The sequence below is a fragment of the Ralstonia pickettii genome, assembly GCF_030582395.1.
Taxonomy (GTDB): Bacteria; Pseudomonadota; Gammaproteobacteria; order Burkholderiales; family Burkholderiaceae; genus Ralstonia; species Ralstonia pickettii_D.
In genome coordinates this window covers 1,087,285-1,111,358 of sequence record NZ_CP104381.1, presented here as the reverse complement: position 1 = coordinate 1,111,358, position 24,074 = coordinate 1,087,285, and the positions used below count along the sequence as shown (strand labels likewise).

The following is a 24,074-nucleotide window of genomic DNA, read 5'->3' as shown; positions in this document are numbered from 1 at the left end:
CAGCGGAAATGCGGCACTAGGCCGGCAATTGCAACGTCAGGCGGCGCCAGCCACCCGCAACAACGGTTTCCAGCACGCGGGCATGCGGCGTCTGTACTGGCCGCGCATCGCCGGCGGGCAAGTGAATCTCCACCGTGTCGGCCGGCGCCGGCATCTTGCCTTCGCGCGAGACGTGCAGCGTGATGGATTGCGCGTCTGACACCGCACGCACGCTCCAGCGGCCCTGCTCGCCGTTGCGCCACGCTTCGGTTTCGCCATCGTCTTCAACACTGCCGCCAGAGGTCTCGCCAACACCCTGCATGGGCACGACAAGGAAGCCGCGTTGATCGGCGCGCCGATCGAAATGCTGCTCCGCCACGTTCAGCGCGATCACGCCGCCTTCGCGAATCAGCATGACGGGTTGGTCCCACGGCGAAGGCAGCGTGATGGTCTGTCCGCCCTCGAACGCCTCGCCGCTCCAGTACGACACCCAGCGCGCGCCGGTCGGCAGGTAGACAGTGCGATGGGTCTGCCCTTCGTCCACCGTCGGCGCCACGAGCAGCGACGCGCCGAGCATCATGTCATCGCACTCGGCGTAGCAGCGGCGGTCGTTCGGGAACTCGGCAAACGTCGGCCGCAGTACCGGCTCATAGGCCTGCGTGGATTGCCACAACAGTTCATACAGATACGGAATCAGCCGGTAGCGCAGCTTGATCAGCGAGGCGATTTGCGAGGTGACCTGCGGATACATCCATGGTTCGTTGACGGTCTTGTCATCGTTCCACGAGTGGATGGAGAAGCGCGGCATGAACACGCCAAACGCCACCCAGCGCACCAGCAATTCCGGCGAAGGCGCCGGGCCCGCAAACCCGCCGATATCGTGGCCGATGTTCGAGACGCCCGACAGCGCTAGCCCCAGGCCCATCTTCAGGTTGTAGCGCAGCGTTTCCCACGAGGTGTAGTTGTCTCCGGACCACGTCTGCACATAGCGCTGCATGCCGACACCACCGGAGCGCGACACCAGGAACGGCCGACGCTGCGGCGCAAATTCGAGCTGCGCTTCGCGCGAGGCGCGCATCATCAGCATGGTGTGCAGCACCTTGGCTTCACGGATGGGCGCCTTCTTGCCAAACCCGTGCGCGAACGCGTCGGGGGTCCAGACTTCGAACTCGTTGTTGTCGTTCCAGGTCGACGCCATGCCGTACTCGAGCAGCGCGCTCTTGACGTTGGCTTTCCACCAACCCAGCGTTTTCGTGTTGGTGAAGTCGAGATACGCGCCAACCTCGTCCCAGAATTGCACCCAGGCCGGCTCGCCGCTTGCGTCGCAAATCAGCAGGCCGGCTTCCCGGGCTTCTTCGAACTTCGGGTGATCGCGAAGCAGGCACGGCTTGATGTTCGGGCACAGGCGAATGCCCGCGTCCAGATAGCTCTGGACGAAGCCGCGCACATCGGGGAACTTGTCGGTGTTCCAGTTGAAGACGTAGCGCTTCGGCCCGATCGACGTATAGCCCGACGACAGATGGAACGAGTCGCACAGAATGTCGTGCTCACGGCATCCCTTGATGAACTCGGCCATCTGTTCCTGCGCGTTGGGCGCGTCGGTATACGTCATGGTCGAGCCGGAATAACCGAGGCCCCACTTCGGCATCCACGCGGGGCGGCCGGTCATCCACGTAAAGCGGCGCGTGGCGTCGAGCGGCGTGTCGGGCGAGGCGATGAAGTAGTAGTCGAGATCGCCATGCGGCGCGACAAAGTACCGATAGTGACCGTGGTAGTTGTCCAGCTCGCGGCCCATGTCGAAGCTGCAATCTGACAGCGTGTCGTAGAACAACCCGAAGCCGGTGCGGTTTTCCGGTTGCCACGTCACGTAGAACGGGATGTGCTTGTACAGCGGATCCGTCGTGCGCGCGCTGTAGCCCATCGCATCGATGTTGCGCATCTCGTAGCGCTGGTGCGCACGATTCATGTCGCCGGCGCGCTCGCCGAGGCCGAAGTACATTTCGCCGGGTTCGCGGCGCACGTAGTGGTAGACCTGCTCATCCCAGTAGCCGAAGTTGTAGGCCTGCGTGGGGCGATCGTTCAGCACGGTCTGCCACTCGCCGGCTCCGCGGACCTGCCATGTGCAAAAACCACCTGCGAGCGCAACGCTCAGACGAACCTTGTTGGTTTCCACGCGCAGCGTGTCGGCATCGTTCCGCAGCTGGAATGCCGGGAGCGCGAAGCCGGCCAGGTCCCGGCGGTCGCGCCCTTCGAGCGGCGTGTCGTCACCGCCCGGTGCAATCGACCACGTGGCCGGGCCGCGCAGGTCGCCCTGCGGAAGCACCAGCACGCGAATGATGTCTTCTTCGAGCACGAAGAGTTCAATCGCAGCGCCCGTGCTGCTGGCCAGGCGCAGCCGGTTGCCTTCGTGCGCCTGGAGTTCGAATCGGGGGGGATGCAACATGGACATCGGTTTCAACTCAGTTTGAAGCAGAGAGACTCATCTGACGCGCGGCGCGCTCTTCCTGCGATTGCCCGCGAATCAGCACGATCAGCAGCACCGCGCCGATCAGATCGAACGCGCCCAGCATGCCGAACAACGGGCCATAGCCAACCTTGTCGGCCAGTGCACCCACCAGCAGCGAGAAGCCCAGACCGCCGATCCACGCCGCCATGCCGGCAAAGCCGCTGGCGGTGCCGACCTCTTCCGGGTCGAACACGTCCGCAGACAGCGTATTGACCAGGCCGGAAATCATCTGGTGCGCAAAGCCGCCCACGCAGAACAGCGCAATGGCCGTATAGGGAGACGCCACGAGCCCGACGCACGCCGGACCAATCATCATGAACGCACCCAGCACAACGCCGCAAACGCGCGACCACACCAGCGGAATACGGAAGCGCTTGATCAGGAACGGCGACAGGTAACCGCCGGCCAGGCCGCCCAGGTCAGCCGCCAGGAATGGCAGCCACGCGAACATGGCGATGGCTTTCAGATCGAGGTGACGCTCGTTGACGAAGTAAAGCGGAATCCAAAAGCTGAACGTCTGCCAGGCCGGTTCGGCAAAAAAGCGCGCCAGCGCAATCGCCCAGAAACGGCGGGACGTCACGACGTCCTTGACCGGGCGCTTGCCGCGCTCTGCGCTCACCGGGCGGAGCTGCCCGCCGATGATCTTTTCGCGCTCGGCATCGGACAGCGCGGCATGGTCTTTTGGGGAACGGTAGAAGGCAAACCACAGCGCGGCCCACAGGAAGCCGATGGCGCCGGTCACCACAAACGCCGACTGCCAGCCGTAACGCAGATGCAGGAAGACCACCAGCGGGGGCGCCAACATCGCACCCAGCGAGGTGCCCGAATTGAACCAGCCGACGGCGACGGATTTTTCCTTGTCCGGAAACCATTCGGCCACGGCCTTCATGCCGGACGGAATGGCCGCGGCTTCGGTCAGCCCCATCAAGGCGCGGAAACCCGCCAACGACAGCCAGCCGGTGGCGCCCGCATGCAGCACGCCAGCAAACGACCACAACACACCAAACAGTGCAAAGCCGATACGCAAACCGACCAGATCAACGATAAAGCCGCAGACGGGCTGCATGATCGTGTAGCCGACCTGAAAGGCCGCGACCACGTAGGAATACTGCTGGGTGCTCATCCCCAGCTCGCTCTTGAGGGTGGGCGCCAGCACGCCCAGCGAGTTACGCGCCAGATAGTTGACGATCGTGCCCAGGCACACCAGCACGATGATCCACCAGCGCAAGCCCTTGATGGTCTTCACGGTGTTGTCTCCGATATTTTTTTATTGGTTACCGATGTACGAGGCGGCGTGCTACAACGGGCGCCGCCTCGATTTCCGCCATAGCGGTCAACGCACCATGCAGGGGCGCTTGTTGTCGAACTGCCAGTTGGGAATCAGTTGGCGCATGGCGATCGCATCGTCGCGTGCGCCCAGGCCGTGCTGCTCGTACAGCGCGTGAGCCTTCTCCAGTTGCGCCATGTCGAGCGTGATACCGAGGCCCGGTGCTGCCGGCACATCGATCTCGCCACCCACGATCTGGAACGGCTCGCGCGTCAGGCGCTGGCCGTCTTGCCAGATCCAGTGCGTGTCGATGGCGGTGATGTTGCCCGGTGCGGCTGCTGCTACGTGCGTGAACATCGCCAGCGAAATGTCGAAGTGGTTGTTGGAGTGCGAACCCCAGGTCAGGCCCCAGTCGTCGCACATCTGCGCCACGCGCACCGAGCCTTGCATCGTCCAGAAGTGCGGATCGGCCAGCGGAATATCGACCGAGTGCAACTGGATAGCGTGTCCCATCTGGCGCCAGTCGGTGGCGATCATGTTGGTGGCCGTCGGCAGGCCGGTGGCGCGGCGGAATTCGGCCATCACCTCACGGCCCGAGTAACCGCCTTCTGCACCGCAAGGGTCTTCGGCGTAGGCGAGCACGTCGCGCTTGTCGCGGCAGAGCCGAATGGCCTCGGCCAGTGACCACGCCCCGTTCGGGTCCAGCGTGACGCGCGCCTCGGGAAAGGCCTCGGCCAGTGCCGTCGTGACAACCATTTCGTCATCGCCGCTCAGCACGCCACCCTTGAGCTTGAAATCCTTGAAGCCGTAGCGCGCATGGGCGGCCTTGGCGAGGCGCACGACGGCCTCCGGCGTGAGCGCTTCTTCGTGACGCACGCGGGTCCAGTCGTCCGTGGCATCGCTGCCGTCTGCGTAGTCGAGGTCGGTGCGCTTGCGATCGCCCACGAAGAACAGGTAGCCGAGCACCGGCACCTTGGCGCGCTGTTGCCCCTGCCCCAGCAGGGCCGCCACGGGCACGCCCAGATGCTGGCCGAGCAAGTCCAGCAGCGCGCTTTCCAGCGCTGTCACCGCATGCACGGTGGTGCGCAGATCGAAAGTCTGCAACCCCCGGCCAGCGGCATCACGATCGGCAAATTGACGGCGCACGCTGTTCAGAACGTTGTTGTACGCGCCGATCGGTTGTCCGACAACCAGCGGCGTCGCGTCCTCAATGGTCTTGCGGATGGACTCGCCGCCGGGCACCTCACCCACGCCAGTGTGACCTGCGGAATCCTCCAGGATGACGATATTGCGGGTGAAGAACGGGCCATGCGCGCCGCTCAGATTCAGCAACATGCTGTCGCGGCCCGCCACGGGAATGACCTGGAGGCGTGTGACGCGGGGCGTATTGACTGCGCGTTCGGAGGCTGGGTGATTGATTGTCATCACGTGTGTCATCAGTCGTCGTACAACATGGACGCGACTATAATTGACACATTCTTGTCGAACCACCCCTGGTAAACCCGCCCCTTTCCGGAGACCGCATGCCCACCGTCAGCTCGCCCGCAACGCTCGTGCGCCGCACCCAAAGCTTGGCGGACGTGGTGGTGGACCACGTCAAAGGGCGCATTGCCAGTGAATCTCTGCGGATTGGGGACAAGCTCCCCACGGAATCCGCGTTGATGGAAGCGCTGGGCGTGAGCCGCACGGTGGTACGCGAGGCGATTTCGCGCTTGCAAGCCAAGGGGCTGATCGAAACGCGTCACGGCATCGGCAGCTTTGTGCTGCCGCCACGCATCGACAACAGCATCCCGCTGGGCGATGCGTCGACGATGCACGAGATCTTGAGCATGCTGGAACTGCGCGTCGCCATTGAGACGGAATGCGCAGGCTTGGCCGCACAGCGCATCTCCGCGGCCGAGATCGAGGCGCTGCGTCTGGCGCTCGAAGCTATCGAGCAGGACCAGGCGGAGGGCAACGACAGCGCCACCTCCGACCTCCAATTTCATCTGAGCATTGCTCGCGCCACCGGCAACGAACATTTCGTGGGCGCCCTCGCCCAGCTCGGCAAGACGCTCATTCCCCGCACGCGGATGGGGCTGGCGCAGGTCGGCTACCTAAACGCGCCCGAACTGCGCGCCACGGTCAACCGCGAGCACCACAGCGTTTTCGAAGCCATTGCGCGGAAAGATCCCGAAGCCGCTCGCGCCGCCATGCGCATGCACCTGTCAAACAGCCGCGAGCGTCTGCGCCGGGCGCACGAAGCGGCTGGCACTCAAACGACCGCAACAGGCAGCTGAGCGGGCCAATACGGCGGCAGGTTGTACGACGTCTTATCAGGCGTTCGGCACCGACCACAATCTCCGGTCTTAGCGCTGTTGATAAAGATTTGCATTCGCCCGCTCTCAGCCACGTAACCTGAGCTTGCACCGACCCCTCGTGGGTGCGCTCCGGCCGCGGAAGAGAGAGCCGCGGTCTTCTTGGCCCTGATGCTGCTGTCCCGAGTGTCAGGGCGTTTCTTTTGGTGGTGGGCGGTCGAATCCCCTCCACTGCTTTACCCACAAAAAAGCCCCGACTTGCGGGGCTCTAACTTTGAGACGACCGGCTCAGCGTTCGCGCGCCAGCACGTGATAGCCGGCCAGCAGGATGGCGGCGCCTGCGATCGTGCCGGCAAACCCCGCCAGTTGGCCTGGCTCATACCAATGCAGCAACTGACCGAAAAAGGCCGCGGCCAGCGCACCGGCAATGCCGACCATGATGGTGAGGACGAAGCCGCTTGCACCGCTGCGCGGCGTCACCCATCGGGCCACAAGCCCGGCCAGAAAGCCGATGAGGATGGTGATACAGAGCAATTGCATGGCAGCGGCTCCGGCGGGTCAAGGCTGTCAGTGCGTTGCTTCGGCGTCGATCACGCGCTCCAGACAGAAGCCCTGTCCATAGATCGCGCGCAGGCGCAGGCCGTTCTCCGTACCCAGCAGCAACTTCTTGCGCAGGCGTGACACGTGCGTATCGAGCGTGCGTGAATACGGGCTCAGCTCTCGGCCCCAGAGCGCCAGTTCAATGTCGGAGCGTGAAAGAACGCGCCCAGCATTCGCAAAGAGCAACAGCGCCAATTCAAACTCACGCGCATGTACCGACACTGACGTATCACGCAGGCGGATGGAACGGTTCTGCCGATCCAGCGTATAGGGGCCCAGGCGAATCTCCGACGCCCGCACGGCGCGGCTCACGGCAAAGCGCCGAATCAACGCATCGAGCCGCGCCAGCAATTCCGGCGGCCGGATATCACCTTGAAAGCAGAGGTCTGCGCCGTGGTTGAGCGCATCGGCGGTTTCGGTGTCGGCCTGCCCGTCGGCGAGGTAGACAATTGCCATGCCCGGCCCCACGCGTTCGCGAACCGTACGCACCAGCGACAAGCCTGGCATGTCATGGGCATGTGCCCCGACCATCAGCAGGTTGATGCCGTGCAGGTCGATGGCTTCAAAAACCTGGCGAGAAAGAAACAGCGGCACACATTCAAAGCGCGTGGGCCGCAGCGCCGAGTGGATCGCCTGCTGGCGGGCGAGGTGCGTGTCGATCAGACCGATTTTCATGGCTCGGTGTCGTAGTGGACTGCGTGCGGCGCGGTCAAGCGGCGGTGTGACGATGGTGCCGTGCATTGCTATCGTCTCCACCGCCGCCGGACCACACGGCTACATGCCGACCAGCCAGCCAGAAGCCACTCCCCTGCGGCGGGTTCCCGTGACCGCGCAGGGCGTGATGCAGTTGCGCGCGAATGCATTCGTAATCGCATTCGCTCAAAACATCGGTTGCAGTCTGGCTCAACATACGCGGCGCCTCGGGCGTGTCTGTGCTCGGTTTGTTCCAAGGTGCCGCCGTCTCTCGACCGGTGTGTCACCGGTGCATGCTGCGCGGGTCGGCCAATGAACTGTAGGGCCGCCGCTGTGCCGAAATGCAAATGATTGAAAAGGGAATGTGGCGAAGGCCACACGAGACCTCGCTGGCCTCAGGCGTCGTGACGAAGCGTTCCGCGCGGCAGCCACAGCGTGAAAGTGGACCCCAGCCCCGGCGCGCTCTGCACAGTTATGCGCCCACCATGTCGATCCACCACCGTCTTCACGAACACGAGGCCCAACCCGCTGCCGGAGGGCGCATTGGCCGCCTCCTCATGCAAGCGATGGAACGGCTGGAACAGCCGCGGCTGATCGGCCAGGGCAATGCCGGCACCCTGATCCGCCACGGCCACCGAGAACACTGCGTCGTCCTGCTCCACCGTCACCGTCACCACAGAACCGGCGGCGCTGAACTTGATGGCGTTGTTGAGCAGGTTCACCAACGCACGCACCAGCAAGCGCGGCTCACCGTGGACAGGCGCTTCGATGTCGGCCACCACGCGCACTTCCACCCGATGACGATTCGCCAGCGGCCAGACCTCGTCAGCGGCATCGAGCACAAGGCCCACCAGATCCACATCCACCAGCTTGAGCGTTTGCGATTCAGCGCGGGCCAGGTCGATGAAGGCGTCGGCCAGCTCCAGCGTGCGCGACGACAGTTGCTCGATGCGTGAGAGCAGCGCCTCGCGATCCAACGCGCGCGAGGCATCGCGCTGCAGTTCGATCAGGGCGAGGATCGCGCTCTGCGGTGAACGCATGTCGTGCGAGATGAAGCGCAGCGCTTCTTCGCGATGGCGCTCGGCCTGTCGCACCGGGGTGATGTCGGCAAAACTGACGATGATGTCGACGGGGCGGCCGGCTTGGTCACGCAACGCGGCGGCGTGCATCAACATCGACCGGCCATCGTGCGTCTGCAGCTCGACAGGTTCGAGTCCGGTGGGATCGGCCAGCCAGCGCGCCCAGTAGTGCACACCAGCGGAAGGGTCGGGAAACGCGCGCGCCAGCAGCGTCGGCAGGTCGCGCAACGCAGCCGCGCGGTTCTGACCTGGCGTCTGCTGCTGGCGGGCCAGGTCGGCGCTGCGGCCGTTGGCGAGGCGGATCGCGCCATCGTGCGTGCAGATGACGGTGGCATCGGGCAGGCTCTCGAGCGCATCGGCCAGGAAGCGACGCAGCGCCCGCAACTTATCCGTAAGCGAGGCCACGGCATCCATGTGCGCGCCCAACGTGCGGCCGGGGCGTGCCAGCGGCGCGGTCTCAGCCAAGAGGCCGGGCTCACGCGCCAGACGCTGCATCTCGTCGCGCAGAAACCGCAGCGCGGCTTCCTGCTGGCGCCAGCTCCACAGCGGGTACAACACCAGCGGGCCAACCAGCGCGGCGAACGGCGGCAACCAGCGATTGTCGAACACCAGCGCGCCGATCGCGCTCGACAGGAGTACGGCAGCACCCGCCAGCGCCACGGCAAGCGCCATGCGCGGGGTAAGCCAACGCACCGCAAATGCGGTCATCAGCAAGGGAAGCAGAGTCATCCCCCAAAACACGCTGGGCGACACCGGCAGGATGGCGCTGCCCTCGAGCACGGTCTGGGTGGCATTGGCAAGCACTTCCACGCCGCTCATCGTGCGCGACGGTGGCGTCGCAAAAATATCGGACACCCCCGATGCCGTGGCGCCGATCAGCACCAGCTTGCCGGCCAGCGCATCGGGCGCCACGTGGCCGTTGAGCACGTCCAGGGCAGGCACGTGCCGATACGTTCCCGCCTGTCCGGCAAAGTTCAGGCGGATATGCCCACGCCGCGTCCAGCCGGTCGCATCGCTCTCCACATCGGACAGCACCGGCATGGAGACGGGCGAGCGCTGCGCCTGCCGCGCAAGCTGCACGGCCAGGTGGTCCAGCATATGGGCGCTCGGCCCTTCCGTCAGATACATACCGCGCACCACGCTGTCTGGGTCGGGCGCCGCATTGATATGTGCGACGGCAGCGTTGATACCAAGGAACGGATAGTGGTACACGCGCCCCTGTTCCGTGCGCTCGGGTAGCGCGGGCAGGATGACGTGTCCGGCTTGCCGGATGGCCTCGATCAATGCGCGGTCGCCTTCAGGGTGCGCAAGATCGGGTTCGATCAGCAGAATATCGACGCCGATGGCACGCGGTTGCGCCTGCCCCACCCGCGCAATCAGATCGGCCAAGCGACTACGCGGCCAGGGCCAGCGTCCCACCGCATCCAGGCTCTGGTCATCAATGGCAACGACCACGATGTCGTCGCGCAGTGCATGTCCGTGCAGCGTGACAACCGTGTCGTACAGCGCTGCATCGAGTCGCGCGACCACGCTCCAGCGCACCGCGCCCAACGTCAGCAGCGCAGCCAGCGCCACCAGGACACCCCACTCCACCAGCGCCCGCAGCCCGAGGCTGCGCACGGCTGATTTGGCGGGTCCGGATTCAGTCATTGAGAAGGAGATTGCCGTCGCCGCTCTGCACCGGGCTGCGCATGGAGTCGCCGACGAAGGTGCCGACGTCAATGCGCTGCGGCTTGGCGTAGACCACCGACGCCGCATCGCCCAACTCGATGCCGGTGCGGATGTAGTACACGCCCGAGGGCGGCCGCGGAATGGTGGCTTCGTTGCCTTCGCTGACGATGTCGACGATGGGCTTGGCGAAGGCTGCGTCGCCCGCCAGTTGCACCCGCGTACGCGCGCCCGATGCGGCAAGCTCAGGCGACAGCGCAGACCAATGGGCATGCAGCTTGCCGTCGTCTCCGGCGTCCACTGCGGCAGTCGGCACGGCATCGAGAGGAATGTCGAGCACGCGGAAACGCAGGGCATCGCTCCACGGGCCGGTTTTGCCGTCCACAGCCACCGAGCGCACGCGCCACCACCATGTGCCGGCCGCCAACGGCCTGACCAGACGTACGTCCTTGCCATGCTGCTGAATGACCGGCGAGGCGAAGGTCACGGCATCGCTGACTTCCATGTCATAGCTGCCGGCGTCGGACACCATCGCCCACGCGAATGCCAAGTCGCCGCTGCGATAGGTCCGGTCGCTGGCGGGCTGGATCATGTATGGCGCTTCGGGGTGGAGGCGCACGGTGAATGGCCGCGTGGCCGATTCACTGGTCAGTCCAAGCGCGTCGACGCTCTGCACGACGAGCGTGTAGTCGCCGTCCTCATCGCCGCAGAGCGTTGCCGCCGGGGTCTTGCTTGATTGATAGGCACTGAGTTCGGTCAGCGCCGCATCTCGCGCCACGGCAGCGCGATATCCGACCGCACCCTTCACCGGCTGCCACGTCGCGCGCAGGCACGGCGTCTGCACAAGTTCGGGAATGGCGCCGAGCTTGGGCGGGGCCGGCAGCGCGGCACGCTTGAGGTGTCCCGCCGATGCCGCCACGCCAAAGCCCGCCTTGACCGCTTGCTTCTGACGACCGGCGCTTGTGGCGACCTCACCTTCCAGCACAGAGCTCGTCGAACCCGCTTCGCTGGTCTGCACGCGGAAGCGCGTACCGCGCACACCGGTCACCAGCGCCGGCGTGGAAATTTCGTAGCGGCCCACACCGCCCTTCTTGGGCGAGACGTTGGATTCGGCTTCGCCCCGCTTGACGTGCACACGCACATCGATCAGCCCGGCGCGCGCAAACGCCCGGACCCTTGACAGCGCCACATGGCTCCCCGGAGGGACCGTCACCCGCGTGCCGTCATTAAAAGCCAGCGTTACGGCGCCTTTGTCGCCGGTGTCGATCTGCGACTCTTCCGCGAGCTGCATGCCCGCTTGCAGGGGCTTGCCGCCGGTGGTTGCGTCACGTGCAAACACGACCTGCGCCGTTGCTGGCACGACCGGAATGCGATCGAACGGAATCCGGAGGAGCGAGCCCGGCTGAAGCCGATACGGATCAGCGACATGGTTGCGCTGCTGCAGGAGGCGCCAGCCGTCGACGCTGTTCATGTAACGCGCTGCGAGGCTGATCAGCGTGTCGCCCTGCTGCACGCGGTAGACGAAATCGGTGCCATCGGCGCCGGAAGGCTGGGCGACCGCCGCCTGCCACACGCCGCCAAAAAGAACGAACGCGCCGACAAACGCGGCGCGCCCAATCAAATCATTCCAGTTTGCTTCAGCTTGCTTCGCCATCTTCCTGCGTGGTTTCCAGCCGATAGCCATGCGAATACACCGAGACCAGCCGCACGCCATTCTTCTGATTGAGATCGAGTTTGAGCCGCAGCTTGGAGATATGGGTGGCCAGCGTGCGCGAATCCGGGCCGATGCTGCGACCCCAGACTGCCTGCTCGATCAGCTCGCGCGGCACCAGCTTGCCGACATTGCGGAACAGGTACAGCCCCAGATCAAACTCGCGCGGCGATAGCTCGACCTGCGAGCCGTTCAGTGTCAACACGCGACCGACCGGGTCCACAGCGTACGGACCGACGCGAATGCGTTCAAGCGATTCACCGGTGCGCGGCGCAGCACGGCGCAGCAGCGCACCGACGCGCGCCACCAGCTCGGCGCGGCGCACCGGCTTGACCACATAATCGTCAGCGCCGGCAGCGAGCCCACGCACCACGTCGTCTTCAAGCGAGCGGTTTGTCAGAAACAGCACCGGCAGCGCCGGGCCGACCGTCTGCCGCACCCAGCTCACCAACTGGATACCGCTGATGTCCGGCAACTGCCAATCAAGCAGCAGCAGGTCGAATGTGCGATCCCGCAGCGCCTTGACGAAGGCATCCCCGTTAGCAAAACACTCGCATTCGTACCCCGACGAAACCAGGATTTCGCGGATCAAATCAGATTGCGCCTGGTTGTCTTCTACCGAGGCAATTCGTATCGCCATCTGGACTGCCCTTTCCCCGTGACGGGTCCGGCCCCATTGTTATCACCGGCCGTCGCTTCATGGAATGCCGGTTCGAACCCGTTCTCGTTGTGATCGGGCCCCAGCCGGAACATCGTTGTTGCACCATCAGCCGCGTCCGGCATGGTCCGGACCGCCCCCAAGCTCAAATTCAAAGCCGCCGGCACAGCTTCTACACCGACTTGAGCCCAGGCCATCCTAGAAGGCTACCCCCGCGACATTGCAAACAATTGTGAAAAGCCCCGCGCTTTGGCGGCAGTTTGTGCCGTTCTATCATTTTTTGTTGCAACAGAACAGGGTGTACCCAGCGTCGGGGGTAGTAGGTACGCGGTCGCTCCTGCGGTGATCGGGCGGATAGAGCGAAGGGTCTCAGGGCGCCCCTTTCAAGGGCAAAGCAAAGCGGCTTAAGCTTACTCCCCTGGGTGAGCCGGCTGGAATAGCAAGCACGAATGCATGGGGATGATCCAGCCGAAGGAGTAAGCCGTACCGCACCGAAAAAGAGCAGCCTTGGCGGGCTGCTCTTTTTTTTCGCAAAGATATCCACCACTGTTGCTTGCCGTGCGTCAGCACCGCGCTGACGCCGTAGCGATTCGGCAGCCGTATGCGTGGAAAAACAAAAAGCCCCGAACCGGTCGGGGCTTTTTTCTTGCACTCTGGAGGCGGAGGCCGGAATCGAACCGGCGTACACGGCTTTGCAGGCCGCTGCAAAGCCTTATAAATCAAGGACTTGCAAGGGGCCGCACCTTTGCTTGGCACCCGAAGAAGAATCCCCTCATTCGTTGTGCCTGCCCCACACCCGAAATTCTAGGCAAACATCGCCTGGCGTTCCAGCTCCAAATCGACCGGAATCGCGCTCTTGAATGCCGCGCATAGCTCGGACCATTCCCGGTCGAATAGGTCGGCAATTTCGAGCGACAGTCCGAACAGCGGCTGCTGCCGGCCGTTGATCGTCTGCCAGAACACGTAGCGGGAAAAAAGCGCCCTCGGTTGCAGGTCGAGGATCTTTTTCGCCTTCTCGCTCAACCGACCGCGCATGGCTGCCGCCTGCTCGCGCGTGAGCGTGATGACGGCCTCAATGTCCAGACCCGTCTCGAGGCCGAACAGAACCGCTGCCGGTCGCGGTGCGTCCATCAGCTCCAGGCGCTGCCGAAACTCCCCGAGCGTCGAGCGCTTCATCGGGGGCCGATAGGCTGCCACCGGCACGTCCTCAATCTCCCCGCGCTGCACGGCGGCGGACAGTTCTTCAATCAGGGTTTCGATGATGCGCGTTGCTTCCGCTGCCTGGCCATCAAAAGCGAGGCGGGTCTGGAACGCGAGAATGGATGCCGGGTGAATTTGATCGACCGGCTTGCCCCAGAGCGGGGACTTGGCGAGCGGCGACGAGCCGAAGAGAGCAGCGATGCTGCCAATGTCTTTGAGCGCCTGCATTGTGATCCTCCAACAGGCGCTCAAAGATACCATCGAACTTAGTCTTGGTGGGGCGGTTGTGTATTGGCGATGTGCGCGAGCACCGCGTCTTTGAGCCGGTCAAGCTCATCCATGCGAGCCTGGCTTTGGACGGCCAGCTCGTCATGCTTCGCTTTCAGCGCTCGCAGATGCGCGCCATGCACTTGCTCACGCATCGCACAGACCGTGACAAGAATGGCGACCATCAGAAAGCCCAGAGCGAAGCCCTGGCCAAAGCCCAGCTGCGTGAGACAGTAGCCCAGCGCGGCAAACAGCACCAGAAGCAGGAGGCGGCCCTGAGTCATGCGGCCGCCTTCAGTTGCGAAGCCAGGCGCTCAAGGATCGTGCGCACGGCCGCGTCCTGGTTGTCAGCGTCGAAGGTCGGCAGCAGCAGGTCAATGTCCTTCGTGAAGATGGCCTTTGCCCACGTCTGCTCGGTCGTCATCATCTCCTCGAGGCGCCGCGCGTAGGTCTTGGTCACACGGGCAGCCTCCTTCGGGTCGCCGGCGATCATCTTCTCGGCAATGTCGATGCCCGCGCGCTTGAGGAAGCGTTCAGCAATGACGCCGGCGGGATTGTCGACGTAGACGGCCAGATGCTGCCAGCGGTGCAGGTCCGCGTAGGCGCTGATCTGCTTCATGCCTTCGGGCTCGCACACCAGGACGACGGGACTGCCGTCAGCGGTGGCGCGCTCGACGGCCTTCACCGATGCTCCATAGAAGTTGCCGCCAAACTCGACGCATTCGATGAAGGCGCCCTGCTCCCGCATCCGCCGGAACTGGCTCTCGTCGACGAAGTGGTAGTGCTTGCCGTCCACCTCGCCCTCACGCATCGGGCGGGTCGTGGTGGAGACGATGTTGACGAACCCCTCAGCCTTGAGCAGGCCCTCGAGGGTCGACTTGCCGCCGCAGCTTGGGCCGGTCAGCGTGACGATGGTCTTATTCCGCATGGAGTTCCTCCTCAACGAATCGGTAGTAGCTGAAATTGATGGTGTAGCCGCCGTCCTCGCTTGTCGTGACGCTGTTCTGTGCGCCGATGTAGTCGTTCAGAATCCAGCCTTCCTTCTGGCAACGATCGTGCAGCATCTGCCGCAGCTCCTCTTTGCAGTAGCTGCGCTTCTCTCTGGGCAAGACGAGGCGGCCAGGCATGGTCTGCTTGATCAGCCCCACGTTTTCGCGGCCGCGCAGCACGAACTCCACCGGCACATACGAGAGCCCCGTCACGGCCATCGCAAAATCTGCGGGCGTCATTTCGATCGCGAGGAAGCGCTGGCCAGAGTTGCTGTCCTTCAGCTCCAGCTTGATCACGTCCTCACCATTGCTGCGGCTCGGGCGGGAGATACAGAGCGCGCCCTTCAACGCCTTCGGCTCGGTGCTCATGCAGCCTCCTCTGCCGCCGGCTCCTGGGTCGCCAGCTTGCGCGTCACGACTTCAAGGAGCGCGATCATCGTGAAGATCGGCACCTCCTGGCCCTTGTTGTCCAGCACCTGCACAAGGCCACCCCGGTTTGTTGGGAGCACCTGATGCGTCCAGGGCATCGTGGCGCGAGCCTTCTTGAACTGCTCTTCGTCCATACCTTCCTCAGAATGTGGCTACCGTGTCGCCTGACTCGCGCAGGCTCACAGTGATGGGCCGGTCGGGCCCGGTTTCTTGGGTGGCGAACACCAGCCGGCGCATGTCCGCCAGATGGGCCTGCACCGCCTTCATTGCCTCGCTGCCAGCGGCGTGCTCCTTCTTCAGTTGCGTGGGTCGAATGCCGGCGTCCCAAGCGGAGTCCACCAACGCCTGAAAGGTGTGTTCCGGCATGGCGAATGCGGGCTCCGACACTTCGCCAGGCTCGATGGTTTTGACCATCGGGCTGGCGATAGGCATCACCACCGCCATACGTCCGCCGTGCAAGTCCACCGCCAACCGGACCTGCACGGTGCCGGTGGCGAGGTCGAAGTTCACGGCAGCGCGCGAGGCTTCGATCAGGGCTGTCATGCAGCCGCCTTCAGGGTCTGGCCGAGCTTGGCTGCCGCGAAGATCGCCTCGATGCGAGCAAGGTCGTCGGCAACAGTCTTGTCCTTGCGGAACGTCGCCTCCGTCATGCGGGGCAGGAACAGCGAATGCAGGTCGTTGCTCGCCGACGGCAGCACGAGGTCGTTGGCGCGCACCTCGACGATCTGCTCGAGCCACTCTTCCGGGTTGGCGTCGATGTGGTCGCGCATGCTTTCGTTCTTCACCGCCACATCCACGCGGAGCTGGCCACAGCGCGTCTCGCACGTCAGCGACCCGGCGCGGCCTTCGTTCTTGGTGCCGGCGCGGCCGGGGACGATCGCCTTGATCTTCAGATCCATGTCCGCCTCCAGCTTGAGCTTGATCTGCTCCTTGCTGGTGCCGTCCTTCCAGGTAGCATCGGGCGACTTGAGCACCGTGCCTTCCTTGCCCTGCGCCATCAGCTCGCCGCTGTGCTGATAGGCGTCGTTGAGCGAGTGAACGACCCGCGTGGGAATGCCGCGAATGGCCGAGTTCGGGTTCACATCGTTGCTCACCAGCTGGCGCAGCAGGTCAGTGAAGCGCGCCTTATACGGCACGTCATACTTGCCTTTGGGGACCACTGCCTCGAGGGGAATCTGGTCCCAGGCAAAGAACACCGGACGCTCCGTGCCTTCGAACGCGCCGCCATCAAGCACCCGGTTCATGACGCCGTTGGACAGCGCGCGGGCCAGCGGCTTACCGTCGCGGAACACCACAATTTCGCCGTGCGTCTGGGTGCCAGGCTTGAGCATGCGGCGCACCGTGTCGGCCAGCTCCACGAACGACTCGATCGGGAACTGCGAACCCTGGCGGCTCGAGATTGCCACCTGGCCGCCGTGCTCGTGGTTCACGTTCGCGAACATCGCGTCGGCCTTCTCTTGGGAGATGGCGCCCTTTGCCCAGTCCCATTTGTCGAACTTGGCATCCTTCGGCAGCGAGCAGCGCATGTAGGGGAAGTCGGGGATCGTGCCGCTCTTCGCCTTGTTCACCGTCTCGGCCGAGAAGCCGGCACGCAGGTCTTTGGCCACGATGCGCCAGAACAACTCTGCCGACTCTTCGGTGAGCGCCATCATTTCGCCGCGCACGGCTTCGATCGCGGCGTTGCCGGTGAGCTTGCGCGCAGCCATGTCGGTGAGGATTTCCCACGTGCCCGCATCGAATTGATGGAAGCGCGGCAGGCCGGTGAGCGTAATCTCGGGCCGCTTGGCCATGCCGTATGTCACGGTCGGGTCGAGCGCTGCCTTCAGGACGCGCACGAAGTCAGCGTCCTCGATGTTGGCCTTCACCAGCGCCAGCTTTTCGTTCTTGCTCGACGTGCTGGCGATCTGCTCGATCAGCTTGAAAATGTCGCACGAGTTCATGCCGCCACCTGCTCTGCCTGACCGGTCACGATGCCGCGAATCGCCTCAATGTTCAGGTCAACGTCGCCCAGCGCCTTGTCCACCAAGTCCTGCACCATCTTCTTGATGGTGTCGGCGTCGCCGCCCTGGTTGACGACCAGCGTGGTGGCCAGATTCACGGCGCCCACGATCAGCGCGACGGTGGTGGCAGCGGGCAGCAGCTGCGCGGACAGCGCCTTCGTGACGGCTTCGTTCACCAGTTCGCCGGCTTTCGGCATGTGCTCCTCGAGCTTGGTTTGGAAGGCGAGGATTTGGGCTGCGGTCGGTTTGGCGGCTTCGTTCAACATATGAGATTCTCCAGTGAGTGATGGGGTTAAGCTGCGGCGCGTTGTGCTGCCATCCGTCGGGCGAACTCGACCATGCTCTCGCCTGGGTTCGGGCTCATCGACGGCAAGCTCACGACTTGCTTGGGCTGTTCCGGCACAGATGCGGGTGCCGGTGTCCGCTTGTTCAGTTCTGCGATGCCCGCGTTGATCGCTGCGGCGTAGCCGTCGGCCATCGTCGGGAAGATGCTCGACTCGGCGGGGCGCTTGAGCGCGGGGCGCGGGGCGGGCTTGAGGCTCGACTCGCTGACCTTCGAGAGCGAAGGCGTGACCTGACCGGCCTGCTCGTCAGCAAACGCTCGCAGCTTGTCGCGGTTCACGAAATAGATCGCCTTACCTGCCAGCTCTTCCTCCGAGCGCATCGACAGGGCGGGACAGGTCTTGTGCCCGATGGCGGTGGAGCAGCCGGCATACATGCTGTCCAGCCCACCGTGCTGACGTGCCTCGATCTTGGCCAGGCACGAGCAGTAAGCCGGTCGGTGCTGCACCACATCGCAGCCGCGCAGGTAGAAGGCGTTGCTCGGGCTGGCAGATGCCGACGGCGGATAGAACGAGTCGTCCACGAAGTTGAACGACGATTGTTTGGTGGCCATTGCGCTCACTCCTTACCAAGAGCCCCAACCGGGGCGGGCTTCTTCGTGTTGTCGGATGCGGACGTGCTCGCGCAACATGGCGCCGAACAGCCCGCGCTTGCATTCGAGTTCTGCCTTCTGCTGGCGCACAGCGACGACGCTCAGAAGGACTTGGCAGCGCAGGTCATGCGCGATGGCCTGCCGCGTGTTGGGGTGGAGCCGCTCAAGCTCGACGATCTGGCTCACCAGCTGCCCCATGCGTCGCCGCGATCAATGGGTGCGGCCGGCGGCCCTTCCTCGATCACGTCGTCGATTTCGACGGGCACGATGGCTTCGCCGAGCCGCAGCGCCTGGCGAAGGTTTTCCGCGACAACGACGCCGTAGTGCTCCTTAACTGCTTGGTAGGTTTGGCCGTGCGTAAACTCACCCACGAGGTTATGCAGTCCAAAGTTGGCGCTGGTCGGGGCGTATTCGCCCTGCCCTGGCTTGCCCTTCTTCTTCTCCTCGACGATCTTGTGTGCGGCGGCCTGGCACCTGCGGATGTCGCTGAAGGTTTCGGTCTTCACCTCACCACCACCGCCGACCATCACGCCGTTCTTGCCCCAGCGCTTCACCAGCACAAAGCTCTTGGCCTCGACGTTGTGGAGCTGGATCACTTCGTAGAACTTGGTGCCGCCACTGTGCGACAGCAACTTACAGTCAATGATGATTTTTTCTGCCATGCGCACCTCTTTTGCTGCTTGTTCGTTCGATGTTTCTATTCTGCGCATCAGACGCAGGGCTTAGTAGTCAATCGTGACTGGAATTAAGCGGCAAATTTGAGCTTGTGCTGGATCATCAGCTTGGTCGCCGACGTGGGCGTGATGACCTCCGCGCGCCAGAACGCCTGGCGCACCACCTCCGCCGGCACTTCGTTCGGATCTTTGTCGGGCGGCAGAATCCCCACCCGCGCCACGAAGCCGAACTTGCGCAGCATGAGTGCCGCCTTGATGGCGTCCGCGATGGCTCGCTGCTCGCCGTCCCACAGGAACGTCACCTGCTCGAGGCCCTTCGCCTTCAGTTCCAGCAGCCGCGCCACCTGGCTGTTCTCGTCGCCCTCCGACAGGTGCTTGCCGAAGCTGCCGATGGGCACCACGTCGCGTAGCGCCATGTCGCCGTCGAGCGCGATCTTTGTTGCCGCCACATCGAAGACGCCCTCACCGATCACGACGCGCTTGGCGCCGATCGCGTTCTGGCCGTTGTAGAGCACACTGCCCGTCGACGCGAACCCTGGCGGGAACAGGTATTTCTTATCGGCCGTGCCGGTAATGTCGCGTCCCTGAAAGCTCACCAGGTCGCCTCGCAGGTCGAAGATCGGAATGATGATCCGGTTCGCATAGTCCTGAACGCGGCGCTTGCCCTCCGCATCCACGTAGCGGAACACGCCGCGCTGGGAGAATCGCAGGTTGAAATACTTGGCGATCGTGCCGTTGATGTTGCGGTTGTCCAGATAGCGCAGGTTGCGCCCCTTGACCGGCAACGCAATGGATTCGGGCAGGATCAGTTCGGTGTGCATGTTGACGGCCACTGCGACGGTGCGCGGCGGCCGCCAGCCCTGCTCTTTCGCTGCCTGCTTAATGTGGTCGATCACCTGCCGCGCCGACAGAGTGCTGTGGGTGGCCTTGATGAAGCTCCACTTGTTGAACTTGGCCTCGCAATCGCCATGAAAGCAATTGCCCAGCCCTGTCTCCGCATTCAGGTAGACCTTGTAGTTGGAGTTGCCGCAGACTGGGCACTCCTTTACGTTGAGCTGGAGGCCGCGAGCGCCGCGCGTGACGAGATACTTGATGCCCTCTTGGTCGAGCCAGGCTTCAATGTCCAGCGTATCTAGCGCCTCTTGCAGTTCTTCGTTTGCGGCCATTTTTCGATCACTTCGATTCAATACACGTGATGCTACGCATCGCACGCAGGGGACAGATCGCCCCCTGCTTTCTTCCCTGCGCTACTCGATTCGCAAGATGGACTCGATGAACTTCATCTTGGCCAAGTCCTGCTTGATGAAGATCGTGAAGCCGGACTCCTGGTTACGCGACGCAGCGAAATACAGCCGCGCCTCGCCCTTTGCCCGCTCCTCTTCGGTGACGTTGATGGAGATCATCAGGTCGACCGTGCGGACCTTGTTGAAGTCTTCCGCGACGTGCTCGGCCTTCGCGACGGTGGACTTGTAGCCCTCGCGGTTGGTCTGCGTGGCAGTCAGCATCGCCACGTTGAACTCGAACGCGATGGCACGCAGGTCCACATACACCGACTTGGAGTTCTCGATCGGATCGTTGAAGCGGAAGTTGGGCGCCATAATGTCCGCGTAGTCGACCACCACCATGTCGAACACGATGCCCTGCGCCTTATAGCGCTCCAGCAGTGCGCGCAGCATGTTGGGCGTGAACGTGCCCGATGGATACTCGCGCAGCAGCAGCTTGCCCGCCCGCTTCTGCAAGGACTCGATCTTCGTCCGAATGTCGTGGATGTTCTTGCCGAGTTCCTTGATCAGGTTGTCGGAGATCGACGCATCCAAACGCTCGGCGATGATCCGCGCGGCCACTTCGAGCGTGACGTAAAGCACGTTCTTGCCGGCCAACGAGGCGTTCTTGGCGAAGTTGATCAGCGCGGTCGTCTTACCGGCCTTCGCCCCACCCATCAGCGTGGTCAGCTCCTTCTTGCCCCAACCCTTGTGGTAGAGGATCTCGTCCATCTTCGCGACGCCGGTCGTAACGCCGGTGGGCGGCATCTTGCCCGCCGCCTTGTCGAGACGCTCGTCCGTCCGCTCGTCGATCTTGGTGTAGAAGTCATACTCCTCGCCGTCCTCGCTGATCCCAACATCGACCGCCGACTTGACCAGCTTCTCGATCTTGCTGAACTCCTTGCGTTCGAGCAGGCTCACCGACTCGAGAATGGCCTGGCCGACCGCCTGGTGACGCACCCACTCGGACAGCTTGTCCTCGACGTATTCACGATCAGCGAGCGATGCGTCCTTCATCTGCCGCAGCTGGGCCACGCACTCGGCGACTTCCGCCTGGCGGAGCATCTTCGAGTCCCGCGCATCCTTGAGCAGCATCCCAAATGTGGGCAGCGTGGGAAGCTGGCCATACTTGCTCAGGTAGCGCAGGGCAAGGTTCACAAGCCCCGCCTGGCCGATGTTCTCGAAATACTCGGGCTTGAGCAGGTGGGCGGCACGGCGCATGAACTCGCCGTCGCGGATGGCAAGCGTTGCGATCCGCGTCTGGAACTCCTCGTCGAACTCGAACTTGGAGACCTCCTGCGCTTCTGCACCGGCGGTCGGTTCGGGGGCGACTGTGGCGGCGCCACCCGTATAGGCTTTGCCGACCATTTCAGTCACCGATTCATCCGGCGTGAGCGGAATATCGGCTACAGCGCTCATCAGGCGTTGCCCTCGTCAGCGCCTGCGGCGGTTGTCTCGGTGTCCTTGTTGGGACGGGGCGTCAGCGGCTTGAAGCGGCTGATATCGTGCTTGAACACCACCCACGTGCCGTCATTCGTCTCCAGCGAGACGGTGAACTTGTCGGAGGTCTTGACGCGGCCGACGATCGACTCGCCGTCGCTGGCCATCAGCACGCTGATCGAGGCACCCGACGTTTCGAGCGCCTTCAGAAAGGCTTCGTGCCCCTTCGCTGCGTTCGCCGGCTTGCTGCGGGGCTGGAAGCCGCTACGAGCGGGACGCTCGGCGCGGTCGACGTTACGACGGACGGACAGGGTGCCGGGGCGGCGTGTGAAGCTGCCGAACGACTCTCCCTCGCTACGGGCCATGCGGGCGCCTTCCGCGAGTTGAGCCATGCGTTCTGCTTCGGTGGTGGACAACATGCAATCTCTCCTGATTGGACAATGACGCTTCTTTGCGTCGACGCGCTGATTATAGTCAGCGTTGACTTATATTATTGAGCGAGAGACAGGGCTTCTTCGACCTGTTCCCGCGTGAAGTGCGTCAGGGCCGCCTCGATGCGCAGCACACCGTATATATAGAGCGCAGCATGCAGCGAGTATTTTGGGTGGGCGCGCGTCTTGATCTGACCGACGATGAACTGCTCGTAGGCGAGCTGGTCCGCATGCCCGAAGAAATTCGACGCCAGGTAGCGCTCGTCCTTGCACAGTTGGAGGCTGTTCTGGCACTCCTCCTCCCAGGCGAGCATGCAGTCGGCCAGCATCTCCTCGTTGGCAGCCAGGTGTGCCGGTCGCGGGACGTGGTGCCAGTTGTGCTCGATCTTCCAGTTCATCGCGAAGCGCAGGAAGAAGTCGTAGCGCATGCCGAGACTGTCGACCACCTGCCGCAGCCGCCACAGCGCTTGCTTCTCCTTCGCGTTCATGAAGTCGCCCTTGACGCCTTTGAACGGCAGGATGGCCGAGCCCATGCCGCGATCGCGGGTCTTGGTGATGAAGTCTCGGTAGGCTTGCACATACATGGCGTAGAACAGGTAGGTCGCCTTTGTGGGGTGCATCCGCCGGTAGTCGAACCAGCGTTTCGTGTGCAGCTCCGGCTCCTTCTTGAGCAGCTTTGCCGCGATGTTCTGAATCGCCAGCACCTCGCAGTGCAGGAAACTCAGGTCATGCCCGTAGAACTCGCCGAACCATTCCGCGAGCTTGGGTTCTTGGGTCATCCTCTCCGCTCCGTAAAACTGAAAATTTGCATGTTGATTGTTGTTTTGTTGTTCTTGTATTTGACGGGAACGCGCGGGATACCCAAGACCCCGCGCTGTGGAACCCAAGTATGAGCAGCGGGAGAGAACCCTCCCCCGCTCACCTCACGCGAAGGTTGTCGGCTGCGTGATGCCCCGGATGAGCCACATGAAGCCCGTCTGGACCTCCGTCGCGCCGATGGCGATTGCCCGCTGGTCCAGGCCCTGCATCTCCCGCAGCTTCTTGATCGCGTCGCCCACCTGCGCCCCAAGCGCCTTGATGGTGTTCATCTGGTCGATCTCTTCTTGCGACAGTTCGCGGTAGCCGGCGATCTTGCGGTGTTGGTTGTCCATGTCAGTCCTTATGCTGCGAGCGGCAGCGGTTCGTTGGCGGGTTTCGGGGCGTCGTAGGCCGAGACGATCTCCTGCACCAGGCCCGAGCGCACAATGTCGCGGCTGGAGAACCGGACGTGCTTCACGGCGGGGATGAAGGCGAGGCGAGCGACCGCATCTTCCAGCCCACTCTCCCCGCGAATGTCCTTCTGCGCCAGATCGCCGTTGACGATCACCTTGGTGTCTTCGCCAATCCGGGTCAGGAACATCTTCATCTGCGTGGGCGTGGTGTTCTGGGCCTCATCCAGGATCACGATGGCGTTCTTGAACGTGCGGCCGCGCATGTAAGCGAGCGGCGCCGCCTCGATACGACCGGCGCGGATCAGGTATTCGACGTGGGACTTGCCCAGGCGCTCATTGAGCACGTCCTTGAATGGCTGGAGGAAGGGATCGAACTTGTCGTCGATCTCCCCAGGCAGGAAGCCCAGGTTTTCGCCCGCTTCCACTGCCGGCCGGGTGATGACGATCTTGTCGATGCGGCCCTCTTTCAGCGCGGCGGCCGCGAGGGCTGCTGCCAGCCAGGTTTTACCGGTGCCAGCGGGACCGGTCGCGAAGGTGAGCTGGAAGTGGGAAATGGCGTTGATGTAGCGGCGCTGTGCGTCTGTCTGCGGTTCGATCGGACGGGTGTCGATCCGCTCCTTCTGCTGGTGCATCGCTTCGTAGGCTTCTGCCTGGCGATGCAGTCCCTCGTTCGTGTCTTGAGCGCGCCGTGCGGAGCGCTTCTTCTGCTGCGACTGGTGTTTGCGGGCCATGAGGGGCTTCCCGTCCTGTTGGGTTGGAAAGCCCCATTGTAAGTCAAT

General features: G+C 63.5%; 26 protein-coding genes. 1 reads left to right on the top strand and 25 read right to left on the bottom strand.

Annotated features, from left to right (window positions below):
- Positions 1 to 16: 16 nt before the first annotated feature.
- The 3 genes from N5B55_RS05410 to gudD form a co-directional block, all read right to left on the bottom strand.
- A complete protein-coding gene (locus N5B55_RS05410) occupies positions 17 to 2,428 on the bottom strand; it encodes a glycoside hydrolase family 31 protein (RefSeq protein WP_304539426.1) in 2,412 nt (803 codons plus the stop codon).
- Positions 2,429 to 2,438: 10 nt separating this feature from the next.
- The gene (locus N5B55_RS05405) at positions 2,439 to 3,731 is read right to left on the bottom strand and encodes an MFS transporter (RefSeq protein ID WP_065857469.1); all 1,293 of its coding nucleotides are present in this window, start codon (positions 3,729 to 3,731) and stop codon (positions 2,439 to 2,441) included.
- Between the two features lie 87 nt (positions 3,732 to 3,818).
- On the bottom strand, positions 3,819 to 5,189 hold the full coding sequence (gene gudD, locus N5B55_RS05400) for a glucarate dehydratase (RefSeq protein ID WP_304539425.1): 1,371 nt from the start codon (positions 5,187 to 5,189) through the stop codon (positions 3,819 to 3,821).
- 86 nt (positions 5,190 to 5,275) lie between these two features.
- On the opposite strand from gudD, the gene N5B55_RS05395 reads away from it, so the two are divergent.
- Entirely contained in the window at positions 5,276 to 6,031 is a 756-nt protein-coding gene (locus N5B55_RS05395) for a FadR/GntR family transcriptional regulator (protein ID WP_009238507.1), read from the top strand.
- A 306-nt stretch (positions 6,032 to 6,337) separates the two neighbouring features.
- Here the strand turns inward: N5B55_RS05395 and N5B55_RS05390 are convergent, their stop codons facing one another.
- The 22 genes from N5B55_RS05390 to N5B55_RS05285 form a co-directional block, all read right to left on the bottom strand.
- Positions 6,338 to 6,589: a GlsB/YeaQ/YmgE family stress response membrane protein gene (locus N5B55_RS05390; RefSeq protein ID WP_012761665.1), complete on the bottom strand. Its 252-nt coding sequence runs from the start codon at positions 6,587 to 6,589 to the stop codon at positions 6,338 to 6,340.
- A 27-nt stretch (positions 6,590 to 6,616) separates the two neighbouring features.
- Positions 6,617 to 7,324, bottom strand: a complete 708-nt coding sequence (locus N5B55_RS05385) for a response regulator transcription factor (RefSeq protein WP_154207277.1) — start codon at positions 7,322 to 7,324, stop codon at positions 6,617 to 6,619.
- 413 nt (positions 7,325 to 7,737) lie between these two features.
- A complete protein-coding gene (locus N5B55_RS05380; protein ID WP_304539424.1) occupies positions 7,738 to 10,071 on the bottom strand; it encodes a CHASE2 domain-containing protein in 2,334 nt (777 codons plus the stop codon).
- Complete coding sequence (locus N5B55_RS05375) at positions 10,064 to 11,743, bottom strand: FecR domain-containing protein (RefSeq protein ID WP_304539423.1); 1,680 nt, start codon at positions 11,741 to 11,743, stop codon at positions 10,064 to 10,066. Before N5B55_RS05375 ends, N5B55_RS05380 begins: the two co-directional genes overlap by 8 nt.
- Positions 11,727 to 12,440, bottom strand: coding sequence for a response regulator transcription factor (locus N5B55_RS05370; RefSeq protein WP_304539422.1), 714 nt, complete (start codon positions 12,438 to 12,440; stop codon positions 11,727 to 11,729). The genes N5B55_RS05375 and N5B55_RS05370 overlap by 17 nt, the downstream gene beginning before the upstream one ends.
- An 822-nt stretch (positions 12,441 to 13,262) precedes the next feature.
- Positions 13,263 to 13,886, bottom strand: a complete 624-nt coding sequence (locus tag N5B55_RS05365; protein WP_304539421.1) for a hypothetical protein — start codon at positions 13,884 to 13,886, stop codon at positions 13,263 to 13,265.
- A 38-nt stretch (positions 13,887 to 13,924) separates the two neighbouring features.
- Positions 13,925 to 14,209: a hypothetical protein gene (locus tag N5B55_RS05360; protein ID WP_304539420.1), complete on the bottom strand. Its 285-nt coding sequence runs from the start codon at positions 14,207 to 14,209 to the stop codon at positions 13,925 to 13,927.
- A complete protein-coding gene (locus tag N5B55_RS05355) occupies positions 14,206 to 14,853 on the bottom strand; it encodes a guanylate kinase (RefSeq protein ID WP_304539419.1) in 648 nt (215 codons plus the stop codon). Before N5B55_RS05355 ends, N5B55_RS05360 begins: the two co-directional genes overlap by 4 nt.
- Entirely contained in the window at positions 14,843 to 15,283 is a 441-nt protein-coding gene (locus N5B55_RS05350) for a hypothetical protein (RefSeq protein WP_304539418.1), read from the bottom strand. Before N5B55_RS05350 ends, N5B55_RS05355 begins: the two co-directional genes overlap by 11 nt.
- The gene (locus N5B55_RS05345) at positions 15,280 to 15,477 is read right to left on the bottom strand and encodes a hypothetical protein (RefSeq protein ID WP_304539417.1); all 198 of its coding nucleotides are present in this window, start codon (positions 15,475 to 15,477) and stop codon (positions 15,280 to 15,282) included. Before N5B55_RS05345 ends, N5B55_RS05350 begins: the two co-directional genes overlap by 4 nt.
- 7 nt (positions 15,478 to 15,484) lie before the next feature.
- Positions 15,485 to 15,886, bottom strand: coding sequence for a hypothetical protein (locus N5B55_RS05340; protein WP_304539416.1), 402 nt, complete (start codon positions 15,884 to 15,886; stop codon positions 15,485 to 15,487).
- Positions 15,883 to 17,283 (bottom strand): ATP-dependent DNA ligase, encoded by a 1,401-nt coding sequence (locus N5B55_RS05335; RefSeq protein ID WP_304539415.1) that lies wholly within the window; start codon positions 17,281 to 17,283, stop codon positions 15,883 to 15,885. Before N5B55_RS05335 ends, N5B55_RS05340 begins: the two co-directional genes overlap by 4 nt.
- The gene (locus tag N5B55_RS05330) at positions 17,280 to 17,609 is read right to left on the bottom strand and encodes a hypothetical protein (protein ID WP_304539414.1); all 330 of its coding nucleotides are present in this window, start codon (positions 17,607 to 17,609) and stop codon (positions 17,280 to 17,282) included. The genes N5B55_RS05335 and N5B55_RS05330 overlap by 4 nt, the downstream gene beginning before the upstream one ends.
- 26 nt (positions 17,610 to 17,635) lie before the next feature.
- The gene (locus tag N5B55_RS05325) at positions 17,636 to 18,238 is read right to left on the bottom strand and encodes a hypothetical protein (RefSeq protein WP_304539413.1); all 603 of its coding nucleotides are present in this window, start codon (positions 18,236 to 18,238) and stop codon (positions 17,636 to 17,638) included.
- Between the two features lie 12 nt (positions 18,239 to 18,250).
- Positions 18,251 to 18,463 (bottom strand): hypothetical protein, encoded by a 213-nt coding sequence (locus N5B55_RS05320; protein ID WP_304539412.1) that lies wholly within the window; start codon positions 18,461 to 18,463, stop codon positions 18,251 to 18,253.
- Positions 18,460 to 18,939, bottom strand: coding sequence for a WGR domain-containing protein (locus N5B55_RS05315; protein ID WP_304539411.1), 480 nt, complete (start codon positions 18,937 to 18,939; stop codon positions 18,460 to 18,462). Before N5B55_RS05315 ends, N5B55_RS05320 begins: the two co-directional genes overlap by 4 nt.
- A gap of 83 nt (positions 18,940 to 19,022) precedes the next feature.
- A complete protein-coding gene (locus N5B55_RS05310) occupies positions 19,023 to 20,117 on the bottom strand; it encodes a hypothetical protein (RefSeq protein ID WP_304539410.1) in 1,095 nt (364 codons plus the stop codon).
- A gap of 81 nt (positions 20,118 to 20,198) precedes the next feature.
- Complete coding sequence (locus N5B55_RS05305) at positions 20,199 to 21,632, bottom strand: DnaB-like helicase C-terminal domain-containing protein (RefSeq protein ID WP_304539409.1); 1,434 nt, start codon at positions 21,630 to 21,632, stop codon at positions 20,199 to 20,201.
- Positions 21,632 to 22,072 carry an RNA chaperone Hfq gene (locus N5B55_RS05300; protein WP_304539408.1) on the bottom strand — a complete coding sequence of 147 codons (441 nt, stop codon included), beginning with the start codon at positions 22,070 to 22,072 and terminating at the stop codon, positions 21,632 to 21,634. The genes N5B55_RS05305 and N5B55_RS05300 overlap by 1 nt, the downstream gene beginning before the upstream one ends.
- Positions 22,073 to 22,143: 71 nt before the next feature.
- Entirely contained in the window at positions 22,144 to 22,863 is a 720-nt protein-coding gene (locus tag N5B55_RS05295) for a hypothetical protein (RefSeq protein WP_304539407.1), read from the bottom strand.
- A 144-nt stretch (positions 22,864 to 23,007) separates the two neighbouring features.
- On the bottom strand, positions 23,008 to 23,235 hold the full coding sequence (locus tag N5B55_RS05290) for an Acb2/Tad1 domain-containing protein (protein WP_304539406.1): 228 nt from the start codon (positions 23,233 to 23,235) through the stop codon (positions 23,008 to 23,010).
- A gap of 8 nt (positions 23,236 to 23,243) precedes the next feature.
- The gene (locus N5B55_RS05285) at positions 23,244 to 24,026 is read right to left on the bottom strand and encodes a PhoH family protein (protein WP_304539405.1); all 783 of its coding nucleotides are present in this window, start codon (positions 24,024 to 24,026) and stop codon (positions 23,244 to 23,246) included.
- Positions 24,027 to 24,074 lie beyond the last annotated feature (48 nt).